General features: G+C 42.5%; 18 protein-coding genes and 4 tRNA genes. 21 read left to right on the forward strand and 1 reads right to left on the reverse strand.

Annotated elements, in window-relative coordinates:
- Positions 1–49: 49 nt before the first annotated feature.
- From HMPREF2766_RS04895 to HMPREF2766_RS04940, 10 genes are all read left to right on the forward strand, one after another.
- Positions 50–120 (forward strand) — tRNA-Trp (locus HMPREF2766_RS04895).
- A gap of 14 nt (positions 121–134) precedes the next feature.
- Positions 135–207: transfer RNA gene (locus tag HMPREF2766_RS04900), tRNA-His, on the forward strand.
- Between the two features lie 13 nt (positions 208–220).
- Positions 221–292, forward strand: a tRNA-Gln gene (locus tag HMPREF2766_RS04905).
- 9 nt (positions 293–301) lie between these two features.
- A tRNA-Leu gene (locus HMPREF2766_RS04910) sits at positions 302–385 on the forward strand.
- A gap of 184 nt (positions 386–569) precedes the next feature.
- Positions 570–1,847, forward strand: a complete 1,278-nt coding sequence (locus HMPREF2766_RS04915) for a glutamate-cysteine ligase family protein (protein WP_070568094.1) — start codon at positions 570–572, stop codon at positions 1,845–1,847.
- A 75-nt stretch (positions 1,848–1,922) separates the two neighbouring features.
- Positions 1,923–3,407, forward strand: coding sequence for a threonine synthase (gene thrC / locus HMPREF2766_RS04920; protein WP_070568097.1), 1,485 nt, complete (start codon positions 1,923–1,925; stop codon positions 3,405–3,407).
- 60 nt (positions 3,408–3,467) lie between these two features.
- A complete protein-coding gene (locus HMPREF2766_RS04925; protein ID WP_070568098.1) occupies positions 3,468–4,748 on the forward strand; it encodes an MATE family efflux transporter in 1,281 nt (426 codons plus the stop codon).
- A gap of 3 nt (positions 4,749–4,751) precedes the next feature.
- A complete protein-coding gene (locus HMPREF2766_RS04930) occupies positions 4,752–5,408 on the forward strand; it encodes an HAD family hydrolase (RefSeq protein ID WP_070568101.1) in 657 nt (218 codons plus the stop codon).
- A gap of 129 nt (positions 5,409–5,537) precedes the next feature.
- The gene (locus HMPREF2766_RS04935; RefSeq protein WP_070568104.1) at positions 5,538–6,764 is read left to right on the forward strand and encodes a LysM peptidoglycan-binding domain-containing protein; all 1,227 of its coding nucleotides are present in this window, start codon (positions 5,538–5,540) and stop codon (positions 6,762–6,764) included.
- Between the two features lie 140 nt (positions 6,765–6,904).
- Positions 6,905–7,774: a DUF2262 domain-containing protein gene (locus HMPREF2766_RS04940; protein WP_000982055.1), complete on the forward strand. Its 870-nt coding sequence runs from the start codon at positions 6,905–6,907 to the stop codon at positions 7,772–7,774.
- Positions 7,775–7,915: 141 nt separating this feature from the next.
- On the opposite strand, the gene HMPREF2766_RS04945 is transcribed toward HMPREF2766_RS04940, so the two are convergent.
- A complete protein-coding gene (locus tag HMPREF2766_RS04945) occupies positions 7,916–8,773 on the reverse strand; it encodes a DUF975 family protein (RefSeq protein WP_070568107.1) in 858 nt (285 codons plus the stop codon).
- Between the two features lie 116 nt (positions 8,774–8,889).
- Here HMPREF2766_RS04945 and tgt point away from each other — a divergent pair, with 116 nt between their 5' ends.
- The 11 genes from tgt (at position 8,890) to comGG (ending at position 17,562) form a co-directional block, all read left to right on the forward strand.
- The gene (tgt, locus tag HMPREF2766_RS04950) at positions 8,890–10,032 is read left to right on the forward strand and encodes a tRNA guanosine(34) transglycosylase Tgt (RefSeq protein WP_001285238.1); all 1,143 of its coding nucleotides are present in this window, start codon (positions 8,890–8,892) and stop codon (positions 10,030–10,032) included.
- A 133-nt stretch (positions 10,033–10,165) separates the two neighbouring features.
- Positions 10,166–11,983: an acyltransferase family protein gene (locus HMPREF2766_RS04955; RefSeq protein WP_070568110.1), complete on the forward strand. Its 1,818-nt coding sequence runs from the start codon at positions 10,166–10,168 to the stop codon at positions 11,981–11,983.
- Positions 11,984–12,123: 140 nt separating this feature from the next.
- On the forward strand, positions 12,124–13,275 hold the full coding sequence (nagA, locus tag HMPREF2766_RS04960; RefSeq protein ID WP_070568112.1) for an N-acetylglucosamine-6-phosphate deacetylase: 1,152 nt from the start codon (positions 12,124–12,126) through the stop codon (positions 13,273–13,275).
- Positions 13,276–13,427: 152 nt separating this feature from the next.
- Positions 13,428–13,793 (forward strand): DUF1033 family protein, encoded by a 366-nt coding sequence (locus tag HMPREF2766_RS04965; RefSeq protein ID WP_000286396.1) that lies wholly within the window; start codon positions 13,428–13,430, stop codon positions 13,791–13,793.
- A 61-nt stretch (positions 13,794–13,854) separates the two neighbouring features.
- Positions 13,855–14,796 (forward strand): competence type IV pilus ATPase ComGA, encoded by a 942-nt coding sequence (comGA, locus tag HMPREF2766_RS04970; protein ID WP_070568115.1) that lies wholly within the window; start codon positions 13,855–13,857, stop codon positions 14,794–14,796.
- Entirely contained in the window at positions 14,744–15,760 is a 1,017-nt protein-coding gene (comGB, locus tag HMPREF2766_RS04975) for a competence type IV pilus assembly protein ComGB (protein WP_000355379.1), read from the forward strand. Before comGA ends, comGB begins: the two co-directional genes overlap by 53 nt.
- Position 15,761: 1 nt before the next feature.
- Positions 15,762–16,085 (forward strand): competence type IV pilus major pilin ComGC, encoded by a 324-nt coding sequence (comGC, locus tag HMPREF2766_RS04980; protein WP_000735802.1) that lies wholly within the window; start codon positions 15,762–15,764, stop codon positions 16,083–16,085.
- On the forward strand, positions 16,048–16,482 hold the full coding sequence (gene comGD, locus HMPREF2766_RS04985; protein WP_070568117.1) for a competence type IV pilus minor pilin ComGD: 435 nt from the start codon (positions 16,048–16,050) through the stop codon (positions 16,480–16,482). Before comGC ends, comGD begins: the two co-directional genes overlap by 38 nt.
- Positions 16,445–16,747 (forward strand): competence type IV pilus minor pilin ComGE, encoded by a 303-nt coding sequence (comGE, locus tag HMPREF2766_RS04990; RefSeq protein ID WP_180364427.1) that lies wholly within the window; start codon positions 16,445–16,447, stop codon positions 16,745–16,747. The genes comGD and comGE overlap by 38 nt, the downstream gene beginning before the upstream one ends.
- The gene (comGF, locus tag HMPREF2766_RS04995; protein ID WP_070568120.1) at positions 16,710–17,171 is read left to right on the forward strand and encodes a competence type IV pilus minor pilin ComGF; all 462 of its coding nucleotides are present in this window, start codon (positions 16,710–16,712) and stop codon (positions 17,169–17,171) included. The genes comGE and comGF overlap by 38 nt, the downstream gene beginning before the upstream one ends.
- The gene (comGG, locus tag HMPREF2766_RS05000; protein ID WP_070568123.1) at positions 17,149–17,562 is read left to right on the forward strand and encodes a competence type IV pilus minor pilin ComGG; all 414 of its coding nucleotides are present in this window, start codon (positions 17,149–17,151) and stop codon (positions 17,560–17,562) included. Before comGF ends, comGG begins: the two co-directional genes overlap by 23 nt.
- Positions 17,563–17,589 lie beyond the last annotated feature (27 nt).

Below are 17,589 nucleotides of genomic sequence, written 5' to 3' on the forward strand. Positions count from 1 at the left end.
CTCCTTCGGGTTCGGGGGTTCGAATCCCTCCCCTTCCATTACTTTAGTTACGGGCATAGTTTAAAGGTAGAACTAAGGTCTCCAAAACCTTCAGTGTGGGTTCAATTCCTACTGCCCGTGTTAATATGATTATGGCGGGTGTGGTGAAGTGGTTAACACACCAGATTGTGGCTCTGGCATGCGTGGGTTCGATCCCCATCACTCGCCTATTTTATATTATTGGGGTATAGCCAAGCGGTAAGGCAAGGGACTTTGACTCCCTCATGCGTTGGTTCGAATCCAGCTACCCCAGTTACTATTTGCCGGCGTGGCGGAATTGGCAGACGCGCTGGACTCAAAATCCAGTGTCCGCAAGGACGTGCCGGTTCGACCCCGGCCGCCGGTATAGTGATAAAGACAAGGTTTTCGGATCTTGTTTTTTTGATTTAGTGAAGATTTTGATATTTTTCTTTAAGTACAGATTACTGATGAATCATCTTTTTCTTCTTATTCTAATCATTTTTAGTGTATTTTTGGTATAATATTACTTATTCACAATTTATTTTGATTATGAAAGAGTTTGGTGATTAATGTCTCGGTCTGTTGAATTACTAAAGAAACGTTACTTAAAGAATATAAAAGAGAACCCAGATTTATTTATTGGGATTGAGTTAGAATATCCTATTGTAAATTTAGAGGGTAAAGCTACAGATGGTGAAGTTGTTAAGGATCTCTTTCGGTATTTACCATCAGTACTGGGCTTTACTATCGAAAAAGTGGATGATTTTGGGAATCCAATTCAGTTGCTTGATCCAGTCAGCCAAGATACGATCTTGTTTGAGGTTGCTTATACGACGATTGAGTTTGCATTCGGAAAGGCCGAATCTATCCAAGAGGTGGAAGAACGCTTTAACTTCTATATGGCTACGATTCAGAATAAGTTGGGTGAAGCTAACCATGCTATTGTTGGCTGCGGCATTCATCCCAACTGGGATAAAAATGAGAATTGTCCAGTGGCTTATCCCCGCTATCAGATGTTGATGGATTATCTGAATTTGAGTAGAAATGTAACTAAATCAGATTTACATCATTTCCCTGAGTATGGTGCCTTTATCTGTGGAAGTCAGGTTCAACTGGACGTTTCAAAGTCCAACTACTTGCGGGTTATCAATGCTTTTACACAAATTGAAGCTGCAAAAGCCTTTTTATTTGCCAATTCTGAGTTTTCAGGGGAAGATTGGGATACTAAGATTTCAAGGGATATTTTTTGGGAAGAGTCTATGCACGGGATTTATCCTGAAAATGTAGGCGTCAATGCCAGACTCTTCAAAGACGAGAATGATTTTTTTGATTATCTAGATCATTCTGCAATCTTTACTGCGGAGCGTGATGGGCAGACCTATTATTTTTATCCGATTCAGGCTAGGGACTATTTGGCTACACCTGAAATCCAAGTATTTACCCTTAATGGGGATGAGGTGTTAATTCATCCTCAGGAGGAAGATTTCCAAACTCATCGTAGTTACCAGTACCAAGACTTAACGACTCGAGGGACTATTGAATTTCGTAGTGTGTGTACGCAATCTCTAGATAGAACTTTTGCTTCTGCTGCCTTTCACTTGGGATTGTTGGTTCATTTAGACAAGTTAGAAGCTTACTTGCAATCTGCACCATTTTTTACCACATTTGGTCGTGATTATAAGTCATTGAGGCGACAATTTTCTAAAAAACAACTCACAGATGAAGAAGAAGCTGCGGTTCTCGAGTTTTCTAAAGACTTACTCATCCTAGCTGAGGAAGGACTGGAGAAAAGAGATAAGCAAGAAATGGTTTATTTAGAGCCTTTGAAGAAAGAATTGGGATTATAATTTCTCTTATAAAGGGAGAATTTTCTGAAAAATCATGATATAATGGAAGAGACTATAGATAAAGGATAGAGATTCATGACATTAGTTTATCAATCAACGCGTGATGCCAACAATACAGTAACTGCCAGCCAAGCTATTTTGCAAGGTTTGGCAACGGATGGTGGTCTGTTTACACCACTTACTTATCCAAAGGTGGATTTGGACTTTGACACATTAAAAGATGCTTCTTACCAAGAAGTGGCTAAATTAGTTTTATCAGCATTTTTAGATGACTTTACGGCTGAGGAGTTGGACTACTGTATCAACAATGCCTACGATAGCAAGTTTGATACTCCAGCTATTGCGCCATTGGTGAAACTGGATGGGCAATACAACTTGGAATTGTTCCATGGTTCAACGATTGCCTTTAAGGATATGGCCTTGTCTATCTTGCCATACTTTATGACGACAGCCGCTAAAAAGCATGGTTTAGAGAACAAGATTGTCATTTTGACAGCGACATCTGGTGATACTGGGAAAGCTGCTATGGCGGGGTTTGCCGATGTGCCTGGTACTGAGATTATCGTTTTTTATCCAAAGGATGGTGTCAGCAAAGTACAAGAGTTGCAAATGACTACTCAGACTGGCGACAATACTCATGTTATCGCTATCGATGGAAACTTTGATGATGCGCAAACCAATGTGAAGCACATGTTCAACGATGTAGCTCTTCGTGAAAAGTTGGCTGCCAATAAACTGCAATTTTCATCAGCTAACTCTATGAACATTGGTCGTTTGGTACCACAGATTGTTTATTATGTTTATGCCTACGCTCAGTTGGTCAAGTCTGGTGAGATTGTGGCTGGTGAAAAGGTCAACTTCACAGTACCAACAGGAAACTTTGGAAATATTTTGGCTTCCTTTTATGCTAAACAAATCGGTCTTCCAGTTGGCAAATTAATCTGTGCTTCAAATGACAACAATGTTTTGACAGACTTCTTCAAGACACGTGTTTACGACAAGAAACGTGAGTTTAAAGTGACAACTAGTCCATCTATGGATATTCTGGTATCTTCAAACTTGGAGCGTTTGATTTTCCATCTTTTGGGGAATGATGCGGTTAAGACTGCTGAACTCATGAATGCCTTGAGTACACAAGGACAATATGAATTGACAGACTTTGATGCAGCGATTTTGGAACTCTTTGCAGCTGAATATGCGACTGAGGAAGAAACTGCGGCAGAAATTAAACGTGTTTATCAAACAGATACTTATATCGAGGACCCACACACAGCTGTTGCTTCAGCAGTTTATAGAAAATACCAAGCGGCTACTGGCGATGCGACTAAGACAGTGATTGCTTCAACAGCTAGTCCATACAAGTTCCCAGTAGTTGCAGTTGAAGCGGTAACAGGAAAAGCAGGCTTGACTGACTTTGAAGCCTTGGCTCAATTACATGACATTTCAGGAGTGGCAGTGCCACCAGCGGTTGATGGCCTTGAAACAGCTCCAGTTCGTCATAAAACAACAGTGGCAGCTGCTGACATGCAAGCAGCGGTGGAGACTTATCTAGGACTTTAAGACAGAGGAAGTAAACTCGGTTGGGAAACCAACTGAGTTTCTTTTCATCAGGAGGAGAGATTGTTTAAGAAAAATAAAGACATTCTTAATATTGCATTGCCAGCTATGGGTGAAAACTTTTTGCAGATGCTTATGGGCATGGTGGATAGTTACTTGGTCGCTCACTTGGGCTTAATCGCTATTTCAGGTGTTTCAGTGGCTGGCAATATTATCACCATTTACCAGGCGATTTTTATCGCTCTGGGAGCTGCTATCTCCAGTGTTATTTCAAAAAGTTTGGGGCAGAAAGATCAGTCCAAGTTGGCTTATCACGTGACAGAGGCTCTCAAGATAACCCTATTGCTGAGTGCACTTTTAGGCGCTTTATCGCTCTTTGCTGGGCAAGAGATGATAGGGCTCTTGGGAACTGAGCAGGATGTGGCCGAGAGTGGTGGACTCTACCTATCTTTGGTGGGTGGATCGATTGTTCTCTTGGGCTTGATGACCAGTCTAGGTGCCTTGATTCGTGCAACGCATAATCCGCGTCTACCTCTCTATGTTAGTCTTTTATCCAATGCCTTGAATATTCTTTTTTCAAGTCTAGCTATTTTTGTCCTTGATATGGGCATAGCGGGTGTTGCTTGGGGGACTATCTTGTCTCGCTTAGTCGGTCTTGTGATTTTGTGGTCGCAATTAAAGCTGCCTTTTGAGAAACCGACTTTTGGTTTAGATAAGGAACTATTGACTTTGGCTTTGCCAGCGGCAGGAGAACGTCTCATGATGCGAGCTGGAGATGTAGTGATCATTGCCTTGGTCGTCTCTTTTGGGACGGAGGCAGTAGCGGGAAATGCAGTCGGAGAAGTCTTGACCCAGTTTAACTATATGCCTGCCTTTGGCGTCGCTACGGCGACGGTCATGCAGGTAGCTCGAGCAGTTGGAGAGAATAACTGGGAAAGAGTAGATGATTTGAGCAAGCAAACCTTTTGGCTTTCTCTACTTCTCATGTTGCCCTTAACTCTCAGTATCTATGCCTTGGGGACACCATTGACTCATCTCTATACGATCGACCCTGTAGCGGTCGAAGCGAGCGTTTTGGTGGCACTGTTTTCTCTACTAGGAACTCCCATGGCGACAGGAACAGTCATCTATACTGCAGTTTGGCAGGGTTTGGGGAATGCTCGCCTCCCCTTTTATGCAACAAGTATTGGGATGTGGTGTATCCGCATTGGCACAGCCTATCTGATGGGGATTGTTCTTGGTTGGGGCTTGCCTGGTATTTGGGCAGGGACTCTCTTGGATAATGGTTTTCGTTGGTTATTTCTACGTTACCGTTACCAGCGTTATATGAGCTTGAAAGGATAGGAGATGCAAAAAACAGCCTTTATTTGGGATTTAGACGGGACTTTATTGGACTCTTACGAAGCGATTTTGTCAGGGATTAAGGAGACCTTTGCACAGTTTTCTATTCCTTATGATAAGGAGAAAGTGAGAGAGTTTATCCTCAAGTTTTCTGTGCAGGATTTGCTGGAGCAGGTGGCAGAAGAGAGAAACCTGGATGCGGAAGTGCTCAATCAGGTACGTGCCCAGAGCCTGGCTGAGAAAAATGCCCAGGTAGTTTTGATGCCAGGTGCGCGTGAAGTGCTAGCTTGGGCAGACCAAGCAGGGATTCGGCAGTTTGTCTATACTCATAAGGGGGACAATGCTTTTACCATTCTCAGAGACTTGGGGTTGGAATCCTATTTCAAAGAGATTTTAACCAGTCAGAGTGGCTTTGCGCGTAAGCCTAATTCACAAGCGGCTGACTATCTGTTAGACAAGTATCAGCTGGATCCTGAGAAGACCTATTATATAGGGGACCGGACTTTGGATGTGGAATTTGCCCAGAATAGCGGCCTTCAAAGCATCAATTTTTTAGAGTCGTCTTATGAAGGGAATCACATGATTCAAGAGTTAGCAGATATTCCTCATATTTCTGAGGATTGGGGGCGAGAAGATTGTGTCAGTTTTGTGACAGAAACCTAACAAACTATTTCAAGTAATCGAGTTTGTTACAAGGAATAGACAGTTCTGTTAAATAGGCCCGAGAGGGCTTTTTTTCTGCTTTTTTTGTGTTATGATAGACAGGTACTCATTTGAAAGGAATATGAACGAATGAAGAAAAGAATAATTTTAGCCTCAACAGTAGCCTTGTCTCTTGCTCCCGCATTAGGAGCTAAAGCTCAAGAAATCTCTTGGACAGCACGTAGCGTTGAGCAAATCCAAAATGATGTGACGAAAAACGAGAACAAAAACAGCTATACAGTTCAGTATGGTGATACCCTGAGCACGATTGCAGAAGCTTTGGGAGTAGATGTAACGGTTCTTGCTAATTTGAACAAAATTACCAATATGGACTTGATTTTCCCAGATACTGTCCTCACTACAACTGTCAATGAGGAAGAAGAGGTAACGGAAGTTGAAATCCAAGCTCCTCAAGCAGATGCTAGTGAAGAAGTGAAGACTGCGACAGCTGATTTGACGACAAATCAAGTGACAGTTGATGAACAAACAGTTCAAGTAGAAGACCTTTCTCAACCAATTGAGGAAGCTCCAACTGCAACAGAGACTGAAAAACCAGCAGAAGTAGCGCCAAGTTCAGAAGTTTCTGAGACAGCGACAGTTGCTGAAGAGACACCATTTACAGAAACACCTGTAGCTGAAGAAACAGCTGAAACGACTCCAGCGGAAGCACCAGTAGCAGAAACGCCTGCTGATACAAGAGGAACAAGTGCAACAGCAGCAACAACAGCAACTTCTGACGCTGCAACGTCGACTTATCAAGCAGAGCAAAGCCAAACTCCTTCAAGAACTTATTCAGCTCCAGCAACTGAAACACCTGCTGATACAACAGAATCAAGTGCAACAGAAGCAGCATCAACAGCAACTTCTGACACTGCAACTTCGACTTATCAAGCAGAGCAAAGCCAAACTCCGTCAAGAACTTATTCAGCTCCAGCGGCTCCTGACTATGCAGGACTTGCTGTAGCTAAGTCTGAGAATGCTGGTCTTCAACCACAAACGGCGGCCTTTAAAGAAGAAGTAGCCAACTTGTTTGGAATTACATCTTTTAGTGGCTACCGTCCTGGTGACAGTGGGGACCATGGTAAAGGTTTGGCCATCGACTTTATGGTTCCAGTGAGTTCAGCACTCGGAGATCAAATTGCAGAATATGCAGTCAAAAATATGGCTAGCCGTGGTATCAACTATATCATCTGGAAACAACGTTTCTACGCTCCATATGATAGTAAATATGGACCAGCCTACACGTGGAATCCAATGCCAGACCGTGGTAGCGTAACCGAAAACCACTATGATCACGTTCACGTATCAATGAACTAATAGAAAAAGAAGCTGAAAACTCATAAGGTTGAGGCTTCTTTTTGTTGTTCTAAGTCAAAATGTTTTCAAAGTTATGCTATAATCAAACTGAAGTTGACTGAAAATCAAGTATTTTTATTTTAGTAGAAGGTGAGAACACTATGATGAATAGTTTGAAAAAAACATTTGAGAAAACCATTGATGACTTTGAAAAAGAATTTTGTGGTGAAGTCGTTGAACTCTTGATTATCACTTTGCAAAATGTGGGAGGTGCGACTGTTTTAAAGAATGGATGGAAGTTGCCTTCGGTTCATTTTGTAGCAAGTGTGAATGTGGGGACAAAGGAGTTCTCGGAAATAGAGGGACGTTTGGAGTGGTTGGTGAGTCCAGAGGAATATGAAGAAAAGGGCTTGCTCTATAGCTATAGTTTCGAGCCCTATCAGATTCATCACATCAAATGTCAGAAAAGACCACAAAGGCAATTAGAACCTTATATGGCAGCAGTAGCGAATAACTGTTATCGTCTGCTGGAATACATTGAAGATGGGCAGTCGGATAGTAGATTAGAAGCTCTGATTGCAGAATATGTTAAACCAGTCGTCATCAAAGATTCTATAGGCGAATTCACTTTAAATAGAGCTTATTCATGGTTTGAGGGAAGTATGGATCTTGCGGGAAGCAGGGTTAGCGTGATGTTGGATGCAAATGAAGATGCCAGCTTACCACCAAAATCATTTGGCTACTTGAAAACATTTGTCAGGGATATTGACCGAAGAGACTCTGAAATCCGAGACGTTATAGTAAAAGAGATGTGGGAAACAGCAGAGGACTGGCTAGCTTCAGACGGAGATGCCGAAGTATTAACAGAGGACTATTTTTATAATTCCTTGTATCTGGGGGAACTGTCTATCAGCGAAGCGGGGGATTTGACTCTTTATTATGGAGATAAAGAGGATATTTTTGCTGGGCATGCGGTAGAAGTCAGGGCAGATATTGAAGGAAATATAGAAAATGTGACCTTGGTAGGGTAAATGGACAGCATGTGATTATTTCTTTATTGTGAATAAGCAACTTAGTCCTGTTACAGGAGTTTCTCCATTATATTTTAAAAATAACTGAAATCAGCACCTTCTTTAGAAAGTGCTGATTTTTTTGAGATAATAGTAGAAAGTTTATACTTTTCGGCGTTTGAGAGCGAGCAAAGTTCGATAGAAAATGATTTGGCTGCTCTGGATATAGGGAAGGATTGAAAAACTAGCAATTCCAAAAGTAATCCAATTGAGGAAGTACCAAGGAAGTAGTTGTAAATCGAGGACAAAGCGCTGGAATTTGTAACCTTTCATCAAGAAACGGCTGGTTCTCAGGATTTGGCTTGGTTTAGCCTGTCCTAAATCCAGAGTGTCGCAGAGGAGGAATTCTACCTGCGAGTAGGCGTAATGTTGCGGAACGTAGAGGATGTTCCCTACAATCATCAAGATGAGGCTCGCGAAAAAGTAGAGGCCAAAGGTCATAAGGAATTGCTCGGTTTCAAGGGATGAGAGGTTTAATTTTGGAAATTCAGGATGTAGGGCGACAAATCTCCGAGCTAAGAGATTGCTATAAAAGAGAAAATAAACGCCTACTAAGTTTGGAATGCTCCATAAAAAGAGGTAGAAACGTTTGAGGAGCAGAGTTAGGAAGGTTTGCGAGAAGCGCTCTGCAGCAAAGAGGGCTAGACTTGATTTTACTGAGAGTTCTGTATCAGGATCCTTGAGGAGTCGGAGTGTCGCAAAGGCAGCACCTGCTAGAAAAATCGTGCTCACAAAAGAAACCACTAGCGGGAAGAGATAGGCTTGGAGCACTTGTGCCAGCATGCTGAAAAAGGATTGCTCTAAAACATTTTCTTGGAGACGAGCCAAGGGGTTGAGAAAGCCTGATAAGATGACCAGTATGCTAGGTAAGAGATAGACGAGAAAGAGACGGGGATTTTCAGCCTGAAACTGCCTCGTCTGCAGACGAATGGTTTTTAAATCAATTTTTGGGTATTTCATTCTCTCATTATACCATAGTTCGTGACAGTTCCTGGTTTTTTTGATAAAATCATACAGTATGCCTTTGGGCACAAAGTATGAACTGGGACTGTCTTTCCCAGCTTCGGAGGTAGAAAATGTCAGATTCACCAATCAAATACCGTTTGATTAAGAAAGAAAAACATACAGGAGCTCGTCTGGGAGAAATCATCACCCCGCACGGTACCTTTCCAACGCCTATGTTTATGCCAGTTGGGACCCAAGCTACTGTAAAAACCCAGTCACCAGAGGAGTTGAAGGAGATGGGATCAGGGATTATCCTCTCTAATACCTATCATCTCTGGCTTCGCCCTGGAGATGAACTCATCGCACGCGCAGGTGGTCTCCACAAGTTCATGAATTGGGACCAACCAATCTTGACGGATAGTGGTGGTTTCCAGGTTTATTCCCTAGCTGATAGCCGAAATATCACCGAAGAAGGAGTAACCTTTAAAAACCATCTCAATGGTTCCAAGATGTTCCTATCGCCAGAAAAGGCCATCTCTATTCAGAATAATCTAGGCTCCGACATCATGATGTCTTTTGATGAATGTCCTCAGTTTTACCAACCTTATGACTACGTTAAGAAATCAATCGAGCGTACTAGCCGTTGGGCTGAGCGTGGTTTGAAGGCTCACCGTCGCCCGCATGACCAAGGTTTGTTTGGAATTGTACAGGGGGCAGGCTTTGAAGACCTTCGCCGTCAGTCAGCTCATGACCTTGTTAGCATGGATTTCCCTGGCTACTCTATCGGTGGTTTGGCAGTGGGAGAAACGCACGAAGAAATGAATGCCGTCTTGGACTTCACAACCCAACTTCTTCCTGAAAACAAACCTCGCTATTTGATGGGTGTGGGAGCGCCAGATAGCTTGATTGATGGAGTCATTCGTGGTGTAGATATGTTTGACTGTGTCTTGCCAACTCGTATTGCTCGTAACGGAACTTGTATGACCAGCCGAGGTCGTTTGGTTGTCAAGAATGCCCAATTCGCTGAAGATTTTACGCCACTGGATCCTGAGTGTGATTGCTACACATGTAAGAACTACACACGCGCTTATCTTCGTCACCTGCTCAAGGCTGATGAAACCTTTGGTATCCGCTTGACTAGTTACCACAATCTCTACTTCTTGCTCAACCTGATGAAGCAGGTCCGCCAAGCCATCATGGATGACAATCTCTTGGAATTTCGTGAGTATTTTGTAGAAAAATATGGCTACAACAAGTCAGGGCGCAATTTCTAAAGTGTAAAAATAGAATGCCAAAATCCTAAGTTTTCTCTTAGGATTTTTCCTATTTTTTTGATAGAATAGGGAGTATAATGGAATGGAAATTAGGTGGTGTTTTACTTCCTAATTTAATGGAGAATAGACTCGTATGCGTATTAAATGGTTTTCCTTGATTAGGATTACAGGTTTACTTTTGGTGCTTTTGTACCACTTCTTTCAAACAATCTTTCCTGGAGGATTCTTTGGGGTAGATGTCTTTTTCACTTTTTCAGGATTTTTGATCACCTCCCTCCTTTTAGAAGAATTTGGGAAGGCACATCAGATTGATTTGTTGGGCTTTTTTAAGAGACGGTTTTACCGCATCGTGCCACCTGTAGTGCTGATGGTTTTGGTGACCATGCCTTTTACTTTCTTGGTTCGTCAAGACTATGTTGCTGGAATTGGTGGCCAGATAGCTGGAGTTCTCGGTTTTATGACCAACTTCTACGAAATGTTAACAGGGGGAAGTTATGAATCCCAGTTCATTCCGCATCTCTTTGTTCACAACTGGAGTCTAGCTGTTGAGGTTCACTACTATATCCTTTGGGGCTTAGCGGTTTGGTTCTTATCGAAACGTTCAAAATCTAGTAGTCAATTGAGAGGGATGGTCTTTCTCCTTTCTGCAGGAGCTTTTATCATTAGCTTTTTCTCCATGTTTATTGGTAGTCTAATGGCTAGTTCCTATTCATCTGTCTACTTTTCAAGTTTGACCCATGTCTATCCCTTCTTTTTAGGAAGCATTTTAGCGACAGTTGTGGGGGTTCGTCAGACGAGCGATTTAGTCAAGCAGTTTGACCGGATGTGGGATCTTCGTCAAAATCTACTGGTATTTGCTGCAGGTCTCTTGGTGTTAATGCTCTTGACTTTCTTTGTCAAGTTCACCTACCTGTTTGCGTACTTATTTGGCTTCTTGCTAGCAAGTTTAGCGGCAGTGACCATGATTTTTGCTGCGCGTGTCTTGCATGAGAAAACGCCTGAGATACAAGAACCTCGGATCATTACATTTTTAGCGGATACTAGCTACGCGGTTTATCTTTTCCACTGGCCTTTTTATATTATCTTTTCTCAGCTGATGAGTAATCTGCCTGCTGTTATTCTGACAATCATCTTTTCTTATTTCTTTGCTATCCTATCCTTCTATATTATTGAGCCGTTGATTGCCGGTAAATCCAATCCTTTAATACGGAAGATTAGTCGATTGCCTCATATTAAACCAATTAGTGCTGGTGCTGCTGGCATTCTTACCTTGATTGCCTTGATTATCATAGCTGTGGCTCCCCAAGTTGGAGCTTTTGAGACAGACTTGATGGTCAATGGTTTCAAACAAGCCCAGACCAATATAGGACAAACAAAGACTCTTGCTGAACAAGCTGAACTGAGTCGTCTAGGAATTTCTGAGGGAACAAGCCTAATAGGAGATTCGGTAGCCTTGCGTGCCAATACAGCCTTACAAGAGGCACTTCCTGAAGCGAATATCAATGCCCAGGTTAGTCGAACGACCAAGCAAGCCAATGACATCATGCTCAATAACAGTCAGAACAAGGCGCTGCTAAAAACAGTCGTCATTGCAACGGGAGTCAACAATCCTGAAGGTTATAAGAATGATTTGGACAGCATCGTGAACAATCTACCGAAAGGACACCATCTGATACTGGTGACGCCTTATGAGGGAGACAAGAGCAAGGACACTTATACATCAGTGGAACAGTATGCGGCTTATGCACGGGAATTAGCTGAAAAGAATCCTTACGTGAGCATCGCTGACTGGAATAAGGTTGCTAAGGAACACCCTGAAATCTGGGCTGGAACCGACCAAGTCCACTTTGGAAATGATAGCAACATGATTGAAGAAGGTGCTAAACTTTACGCAGAAACGATTGCAGCTGCTGTTAAGGCTGCTCAAGAACTGCCTGTAAAATCAAAATAAAATTAAAGAGTTGGAGAAATCCAGCTCTTTTAAAATATCCACGAAAAATAGGTCTATACCATTTACAAATGAAAAAGAAAGGTTTATAATGTAATTGACATAATAAATTCTAGAATCAATCTATCAAGGAGGTTATCATTATGCCTAATTATATTAAAGCGGATCAGTTTTTCTACCCACACGGAGTTCGTTGTGGCGGTTACTTGGAACTTGTGGATGGCAAGTTTGGCAAGCATGTAGAACAGATTCCTGAGGGAGCTGAGGTGATTGACTATACCGGTTATAGCATTGCCCCAGGACTTGTGGATACCCACATTCATGGATTTGGTGGTGTTGATGTCATGGATAATAACATCGAAGGAACGCTTCATACCATGAGTGAAGGGCTCCTTAGCATGGGAGTAACGAGCTTCTTGCCAACGACGTTGACTTCTTCTTATGAGCAATTGCTCGCAGTAACAGAAAATATCGGTGCTCGTTACCAGGAAGCAACTGGAGCGAAAATTCGGGGTATCTATTTTGAAGGTCCGTATTTCACAGAGAAATACAAGGGAGCCCAAAACCCTGCTTATATGAAAGACCCCCGTATGGATGAGTTTCGTGCTTGGCAAAAAGCTGCCAATGGCTTGCTCAATAAAATCGCCCTTGCGCCAGAACGCGAAGGTGTAGAAGACTTTGTTCGTACAGTTACGGGTGAAGGAGTGACCGTTGCTCTTGGGCACTCCAATGCGACTTTTGATGAAGCTAAAAAAGCAGTCGATGCTGGAGCAAGTGTTTGGGTACATGCCTACAATGGAATGCGTGGGTTGACTCACCGTGAGCTCGGTATGGTAGGAGCCATGTATGAATTGCCACATACTTATGCAGAATTGATTTGTGACGGTCACCACGTAGATCCAAAGGCCTGTGACATTTTGCTCAAACAAAAAGGAACTGAAAATATCGCCCTTATCACAGACTGTATGACAGCGGGTGGTTTGGAAGATGGAGACTACATGTTGGGAGAATTCCCAGTAGTTGTTGCTAATGGAACTGCTCGCCTCAAATCGACAGGCAATTTGGCAGGTTCTATCCTCAAACTCAAAGATGGTTTGAAGAATGTGGTCGAATGGGGAATTGCGAATCCGCATGAAGCAGTCATGATGGCCAGCCTCAACCCAGCAAAATCTGTTCACATCGATGATGTCTGTGGCCAAATCCGTGAAGGCTACGACGCTGACTTTATCGTACTAGATAAAGATTTGGAATTAGTAGCAACCTACCTAGATGGTGTGAAACGTTATCAAGCCTAAGAAGATAAAAATAGGGGTCAATAAAGGACTCCTATTTTTATGATAGGCTGAAAAGGTATTTAAAGAAGTCTTCCTAAAGGGAAAGGCAAGCAAAATCCTTTTCTTGTAATAAAAAATTAGATATAATATACGATACAAAGGAAGTAGTAAGAATGTATCGTGTTATAGAAATGTATGGGGATTTTGAACCGTGGTGGTTCATAGAAGGTTGGGAAGAAGATGTCATCATGAGTCAATCTTTTGACAAGTATTATGATGCTCTAAAATATTATAAATCATGCTGGTTTGAGCTGGAAAAGAAGAATCCTCTTTATAAGAGTCGGAGTGATTTGATGACTATTTTTTGGGATCCTGCTGATAAACGCTGGTGTGATGAGTGTGATGAGTATTTGCAACAGTATCATTCTTTGGCACTTTTACAGGATGAGCAAGTCATCCCCGATGAAAAGCTACGTCCAGGCTACGAAAAACAAACAGGTCAAGAAAAACACCGTTCTTGCCGTATGAAATGGAGATAAAAAGTAACTTTTTAAGTTGCTTTTTTTATTTTTTTGCGAATAGTTAGATAAGGAGGGCGGTATGGTACAAGAAATTGCACAAAAAATTATTGCTACTGCGAAAGCAAAGAAGGCTCAGGATATCTATTTCATTCCCAAGGAAAAGTCCTATGAGCTTCACATGCGGGTTGGAGATGAGAGGTGTCTCGTTGACTCCTATGAGTTTGATGTTTTAGCTGCTGTGATTAGTCATTTTAAGTTTGTAGCGGGTATGAATGTAGGGGAGAAGAGACGTAGTCAGCTGGGCTCTTGCGACTATCAGCATGGGGAGAAGGTGTCTTCTCTGCGTTTGTCTACCGTAGGAGATTATCGGGGACATGAGAGTTTGGTCATTCGTTTGTTGCACGACGAAGAGCAGGACCTGCATTTCTGGTTTCAGGATATGAATGAACTGGGTGAGCAGTACCGGCAACGGGGCCTCTACCTTTTTGCGGGTCCAGTTGGAAGTGGCAAGACGACCTTGATGCACGAATTAGCCAAGTCTCTGTTTATGGGGCAACAGGTTATGTCCATCGAAGATCCTGTCGAAATCAAGCAGGAAGACATGCTCCAGTTGCAGTTGAATGAAGCGATTGGCTTGACCTATGAAAATCTGATCAAACTGTCTCTCCGGCATCGTCCGGACCTCTTGATTATCGGTGAAATTCGTGACAGCGAGACAGCGCGTGCAGTGGTCAGAGCCAGTTTGACAGGGGCGACAGTCTTTTCAACCATTCATGCTAAGAGTATCCGAGGTGTTTATGAACGCCTTCTGGAGTTGGGGGTGACGGAGGAGGAATTAGCAGTTGTTCTGCAAGGAGTCTGCTACCAGAGATTAATCGGGGGAGGAGGAATCGTTGACTTTGCAAACAAAGACTATCAAGAACACCAGCCAACCAGGTGGAATGAACAGATTGACCAGCTTCTTAAAGATGGACATATCACAAGTCTTCAGGCCGAAACGGAAAAAATTAGCTACAGCTAAGCAGAAGAAAATCATCACCCTGTTTAACAATCTCTTCTCCAGTGGCTTTCATTTGGTGGATATTATTTCTTTCTTGGGAAGAAGTGCCCTGCTAGAAAAGGACTATGTGGCCCAGATGCACCAAGGCTTGGCTCAGGGGAAATCTTTCTCAGAGATGATGGACAGCTTGGGCTTTTCAAGTGCTATTGTGACCCAGTTATCTCTAGCTGAAGTGCATGGAAATCTTCACCTGAGTCTGGGGAAGATAGAAGAATATCTGGATAATTTGTCCAAGGTCAAGAAAAAGTTAATCGAAGTGGCGACCTATCCTCTGATTTTGCTGGGATTTCTCCTGCTAATCATGCTGGGGTTGAGAAACTATCTACTTCCTCAACTGGACAGTAGCAATATCGCCACTCAAATCATCGGCAATCTGCCACAAATATTTCTGGGACTAGTGTTGGTTTGCTCTCTATCTTTGCTTTTAGCTCTCACTTTTTACAAAAGAAGTTCCAAGATGCGGGTCTTCTCGATGTTAGCGCGGATTCCCTTTCTAGGAATCTTTGTCCAGACTTATCTGACAGCTTATTATGCGCGTGAATGGGGCAATATGATTTCGCAGGGGATGGAGCTGATGCAGATTTTTCAGATCATGCAGGAACAAGGCTCACAGCTCTTTAACGAAATCGGTCAAGATTTGGCTCAAGCCCTGCAAAATGGCCGCGAATTTTCTCAAACCATAGCGACCTATCCTTTCTTTAAAAAGGAGTTGAGTCTCATCATCGAGTATGGGGAAGTCAAGTCCAAGCTGGGGAGTGAGTTGGAAATCTATGCTGAAAAAACTTGGGAAGCCTTTTTTACCCGAGTCAACCGCACCATGAATTTGGTGCAGCCACTGGTCTTTATCTTTGTGGCCCTGATTATCGTTTTACTTTATGCGGCAATGCTTATGCCCATGTATCAAAATATGGAGGTAAATTTTTAAAATGAAAAAACTCATGACAAATTTAAAAAAAGCCAAGGTTAAAGCTTTCACTTTGGTAGAGATGTTAGTGGTCTTGCTCATCATCAGCGTTCTTCTCTTGCTCTTTGTGCCCAATTTGACCAAGCAAAAGGATGCCGTAGATGACAAAGGAAAAGCTGCTGTTGTTAAGGTGGTGGAAAGTCAGGCAGAACTCTATAGTCTGGATAAGAATGAAGATGCGAGTCTAAGTAAATTACAGGCCGACGGCCGTATCACAGCTGAGCAAGCTAAGGCTTATAAAGAATACCATGCAAAACAAAAAACAAGTCAAACTGTTGCGGATTAAGGCCTTTACCATGCTGGAAAGTCTCCTTGTTTTGGGACTTGTGAGTATCATTGCTTTGGCTTTATCTGGCTCAGTCCAGTCTAGTTTTGCAGCAGTGGAAGAGCAGATATTTTTCATGGAATTTGAAGAACTATACCGTGAAACTCAAAAGCATAGTGTAGCTAGTCAACAAAAGACTAGTCTAAACTTAGATGGGCAGACAATCAACAATGGTAGTCAGAAGTTGACTGTTCCCAAAGGGATTCATGCACCATCTGGACAAACGATTCATTTTGATCGAGCTGGGGGCAATTCGTCCCTGGCTAAGGTTGAATTTCAGACCAGCAAAGGAGCGATTCGCTATCAATTATATCTAGGAAATGGAAAAATTAAACGCATTAAGGAAACAAAAAATTAAGGCAGTGATTTTACTGGAAGCGGTGGTTGCTCTAGCCATATTTGCCAGTATTGCAACCCTCCTCTTGGGACAAATCCAGAAAAATAGGCAGGAAGAGGCAGAAATCTTGCAAAAGGAAGAAGTCTTGCGTGTAGCGAAGATGGCTCTGCAGACAGGTCAAAATCAGGTAAACATAAACGGAGTGGAGATTCAGGTGTTTTCTAGTGAAAAGGGATTGGAGGTCTACCATGGTTCAGAGAAGTTGCTGGATCTTAAAGAGCAGTAAGGTAAGAGCGTTCACTCTTTTAGAATCTCTGATTGCTCTTATCGTCATTAGCGGAGGCTTGCTCCTTTTTCAAGCTATGAGTCAGCTCCTCATTTCAGAAGTTCGTTACCAGCAGCAAAGCGAGCAAAAGGAGTGGCTCTTGTTTGTGGATCAGCTGGAGGTAGAGTTAGAGCGTTCGCAGTTTGAAAAGGTAGAAGGCAATCGCCTCTACATGAAACAGGATGGTAAGGATATCTCTATAGGGAAGTCTAAATCGGATGATTTTCGAAAAACGGATACCAGCGGACGGGGGTATCAGCCGATGGTTTATGGACTCAAATCAGCACAGATTACAGAGGAAAACCAATTGGTTCGCTTTCGCTTCCAATTTCAAAAGGGCTTAGAAAGGGAGTTCATCTATCGTGTGGAAAAAGCAAAAAGTTAAGGCAGGCGTTCTTTTATATGCAGTCACCATGGCAGCTATCTTTAGTCTGTTGTTGCAGTTTTATTTGAACCGGCAAGTCGCCCATCACAAAGACTTTGCCCTAAACAAAGAAAAGCTGGCAGCTTTTGCCATGGCCAAGCGCAGTAAAGATAAGGTTGAGCAAGAAAGTGGGGAACGAGTCTTCAACTTAGGAAAAGTCAGGTATCAAAATACGAAAACAGGTTTTACAACAAGTGTTCGTATGAATAAGGGCAACTATGAATTTCTCTTTCCTCCGATGAAAATCCAAGAAAAGAAAACGGATAAAAAGGAAGAGGTAGCGACTGATTCAAGCAATCAAGCAGGGAAGAAAAAATCAGAAGAAAAGCCTGAAAAGAAAGACAAATCCTAGTCAATTCAACTTCTTTGTGCTAAACTA

This window comes from Streptococcus sp. HMSC076C08 (genome assembly GCF_001810825.1).
Taxonomy (GTDB): Bacteria; Bacillota; Bacilli; order Lactobacillales; family Streptococcaceae; genus Streptococcus.

Coding starts and splice junctions, on each gene's coding strand:
- comGC (WP_000735802.1), top strand. CDS start 15,762: ATGAAAAAACTCATGACAAATTTAAAAAAAGCCAAGGTTAAAGCTTTC.
- HMPREF2766_RS04955 (WP_070568110.1), top strand. CDS start 10,166: ATGCGTATTAAATGGTTTTCCTTGATTAGGATTACAGGTTTACTTTTG.
- HMPREF2766_RS04940 (WP_000982055.1), top strand. CDS start 6,905: ATGATGAATAGTTTGAAAAAAACATTTGAGAAAACCATTGATGACTTT.
- thrC (WP_070568097.1), top strand. CDS start 1,923: ATGACATTAGTTTATCAATCAACGCGTGATGCCAACAATACAGTAACT.
- comGD (WP_070568117.1), top strand. CDS start 16,048: ATGCAAAACAAAAAACAAGTCAAACTGTTGCGGATTAAGGCCTTTACC.
- HMPREF2766_RS04930 (WP_070568101.1), top strand. CDS start 4,752: ATGCAAAAAACAGCCTTTATTTGGGATTTAGACGGGACTTTATTGGAC.
- nagA (WP_070568112.1), top strand. CDS start 12,124: ATGCCTAATTATATTAAAGCGGATCAGTTTTTCTACCCACACGGAGTT.
- comGA (WP_070568115.1), top strand. CDS start 13,855: ATGGTACAAGAAATTGCACAAAAAATTATTGCTACTGCGAAAGCAAAG.
- HMPREF2766_RS04945 (WP_070568107.1), bottom strand. CDS start 8,773: ATGAAATACCCAAAAATTGATTTAAAAACCATTCGTCTGCAGACGAGG.
- HMPREF2766_RS04915 (WP_070568094.1), top strand. CDS start 570: ATGTCTCGGTCTGTTGAATTACTAAAGAAACGTTACTTAAAGAATATA.
- comGF (WP_070568120.1), top strand. CDS start 16,710: ATGGTTCAGAGAAGTTGCTGGATCTTAAAGAGCAGTAAGGTAAGAGCG.
- comGE (WP_180364427.1), top strand. CDS start 16,445: ATGGAAAAATTAAACGCATTAAGGAAACAAAAAATTAAGGCAGTGATT.
- comGB (WP_000355379.1), top strand. CDS start 14,744: ATGGACATATCACAAGTCTTCAGGCCGAAACGGAAAAAATTAGCTACA.
- HMPREF2766_RS04965 (WP_000286396.1), top strand. CDS start 13,428: ATGTATCGTGTTATAGAAATGTATGGGGATTTTGAACCGTGGTGGTTC.
- tgt (WP_001285238.1), top strand. CDS start 8,890: ATGTCAGATTCACCAATCAAATACCGTTTGATTAAGAAAGAAAAACAT.
- HMPREF2766_RS04935 (WP_070568104.1), top strand. CDS start 5,538: ATGAAGAAAAGAATAATTTTAGCCTCAACAGTAGCCTTGTCTCTTGCT.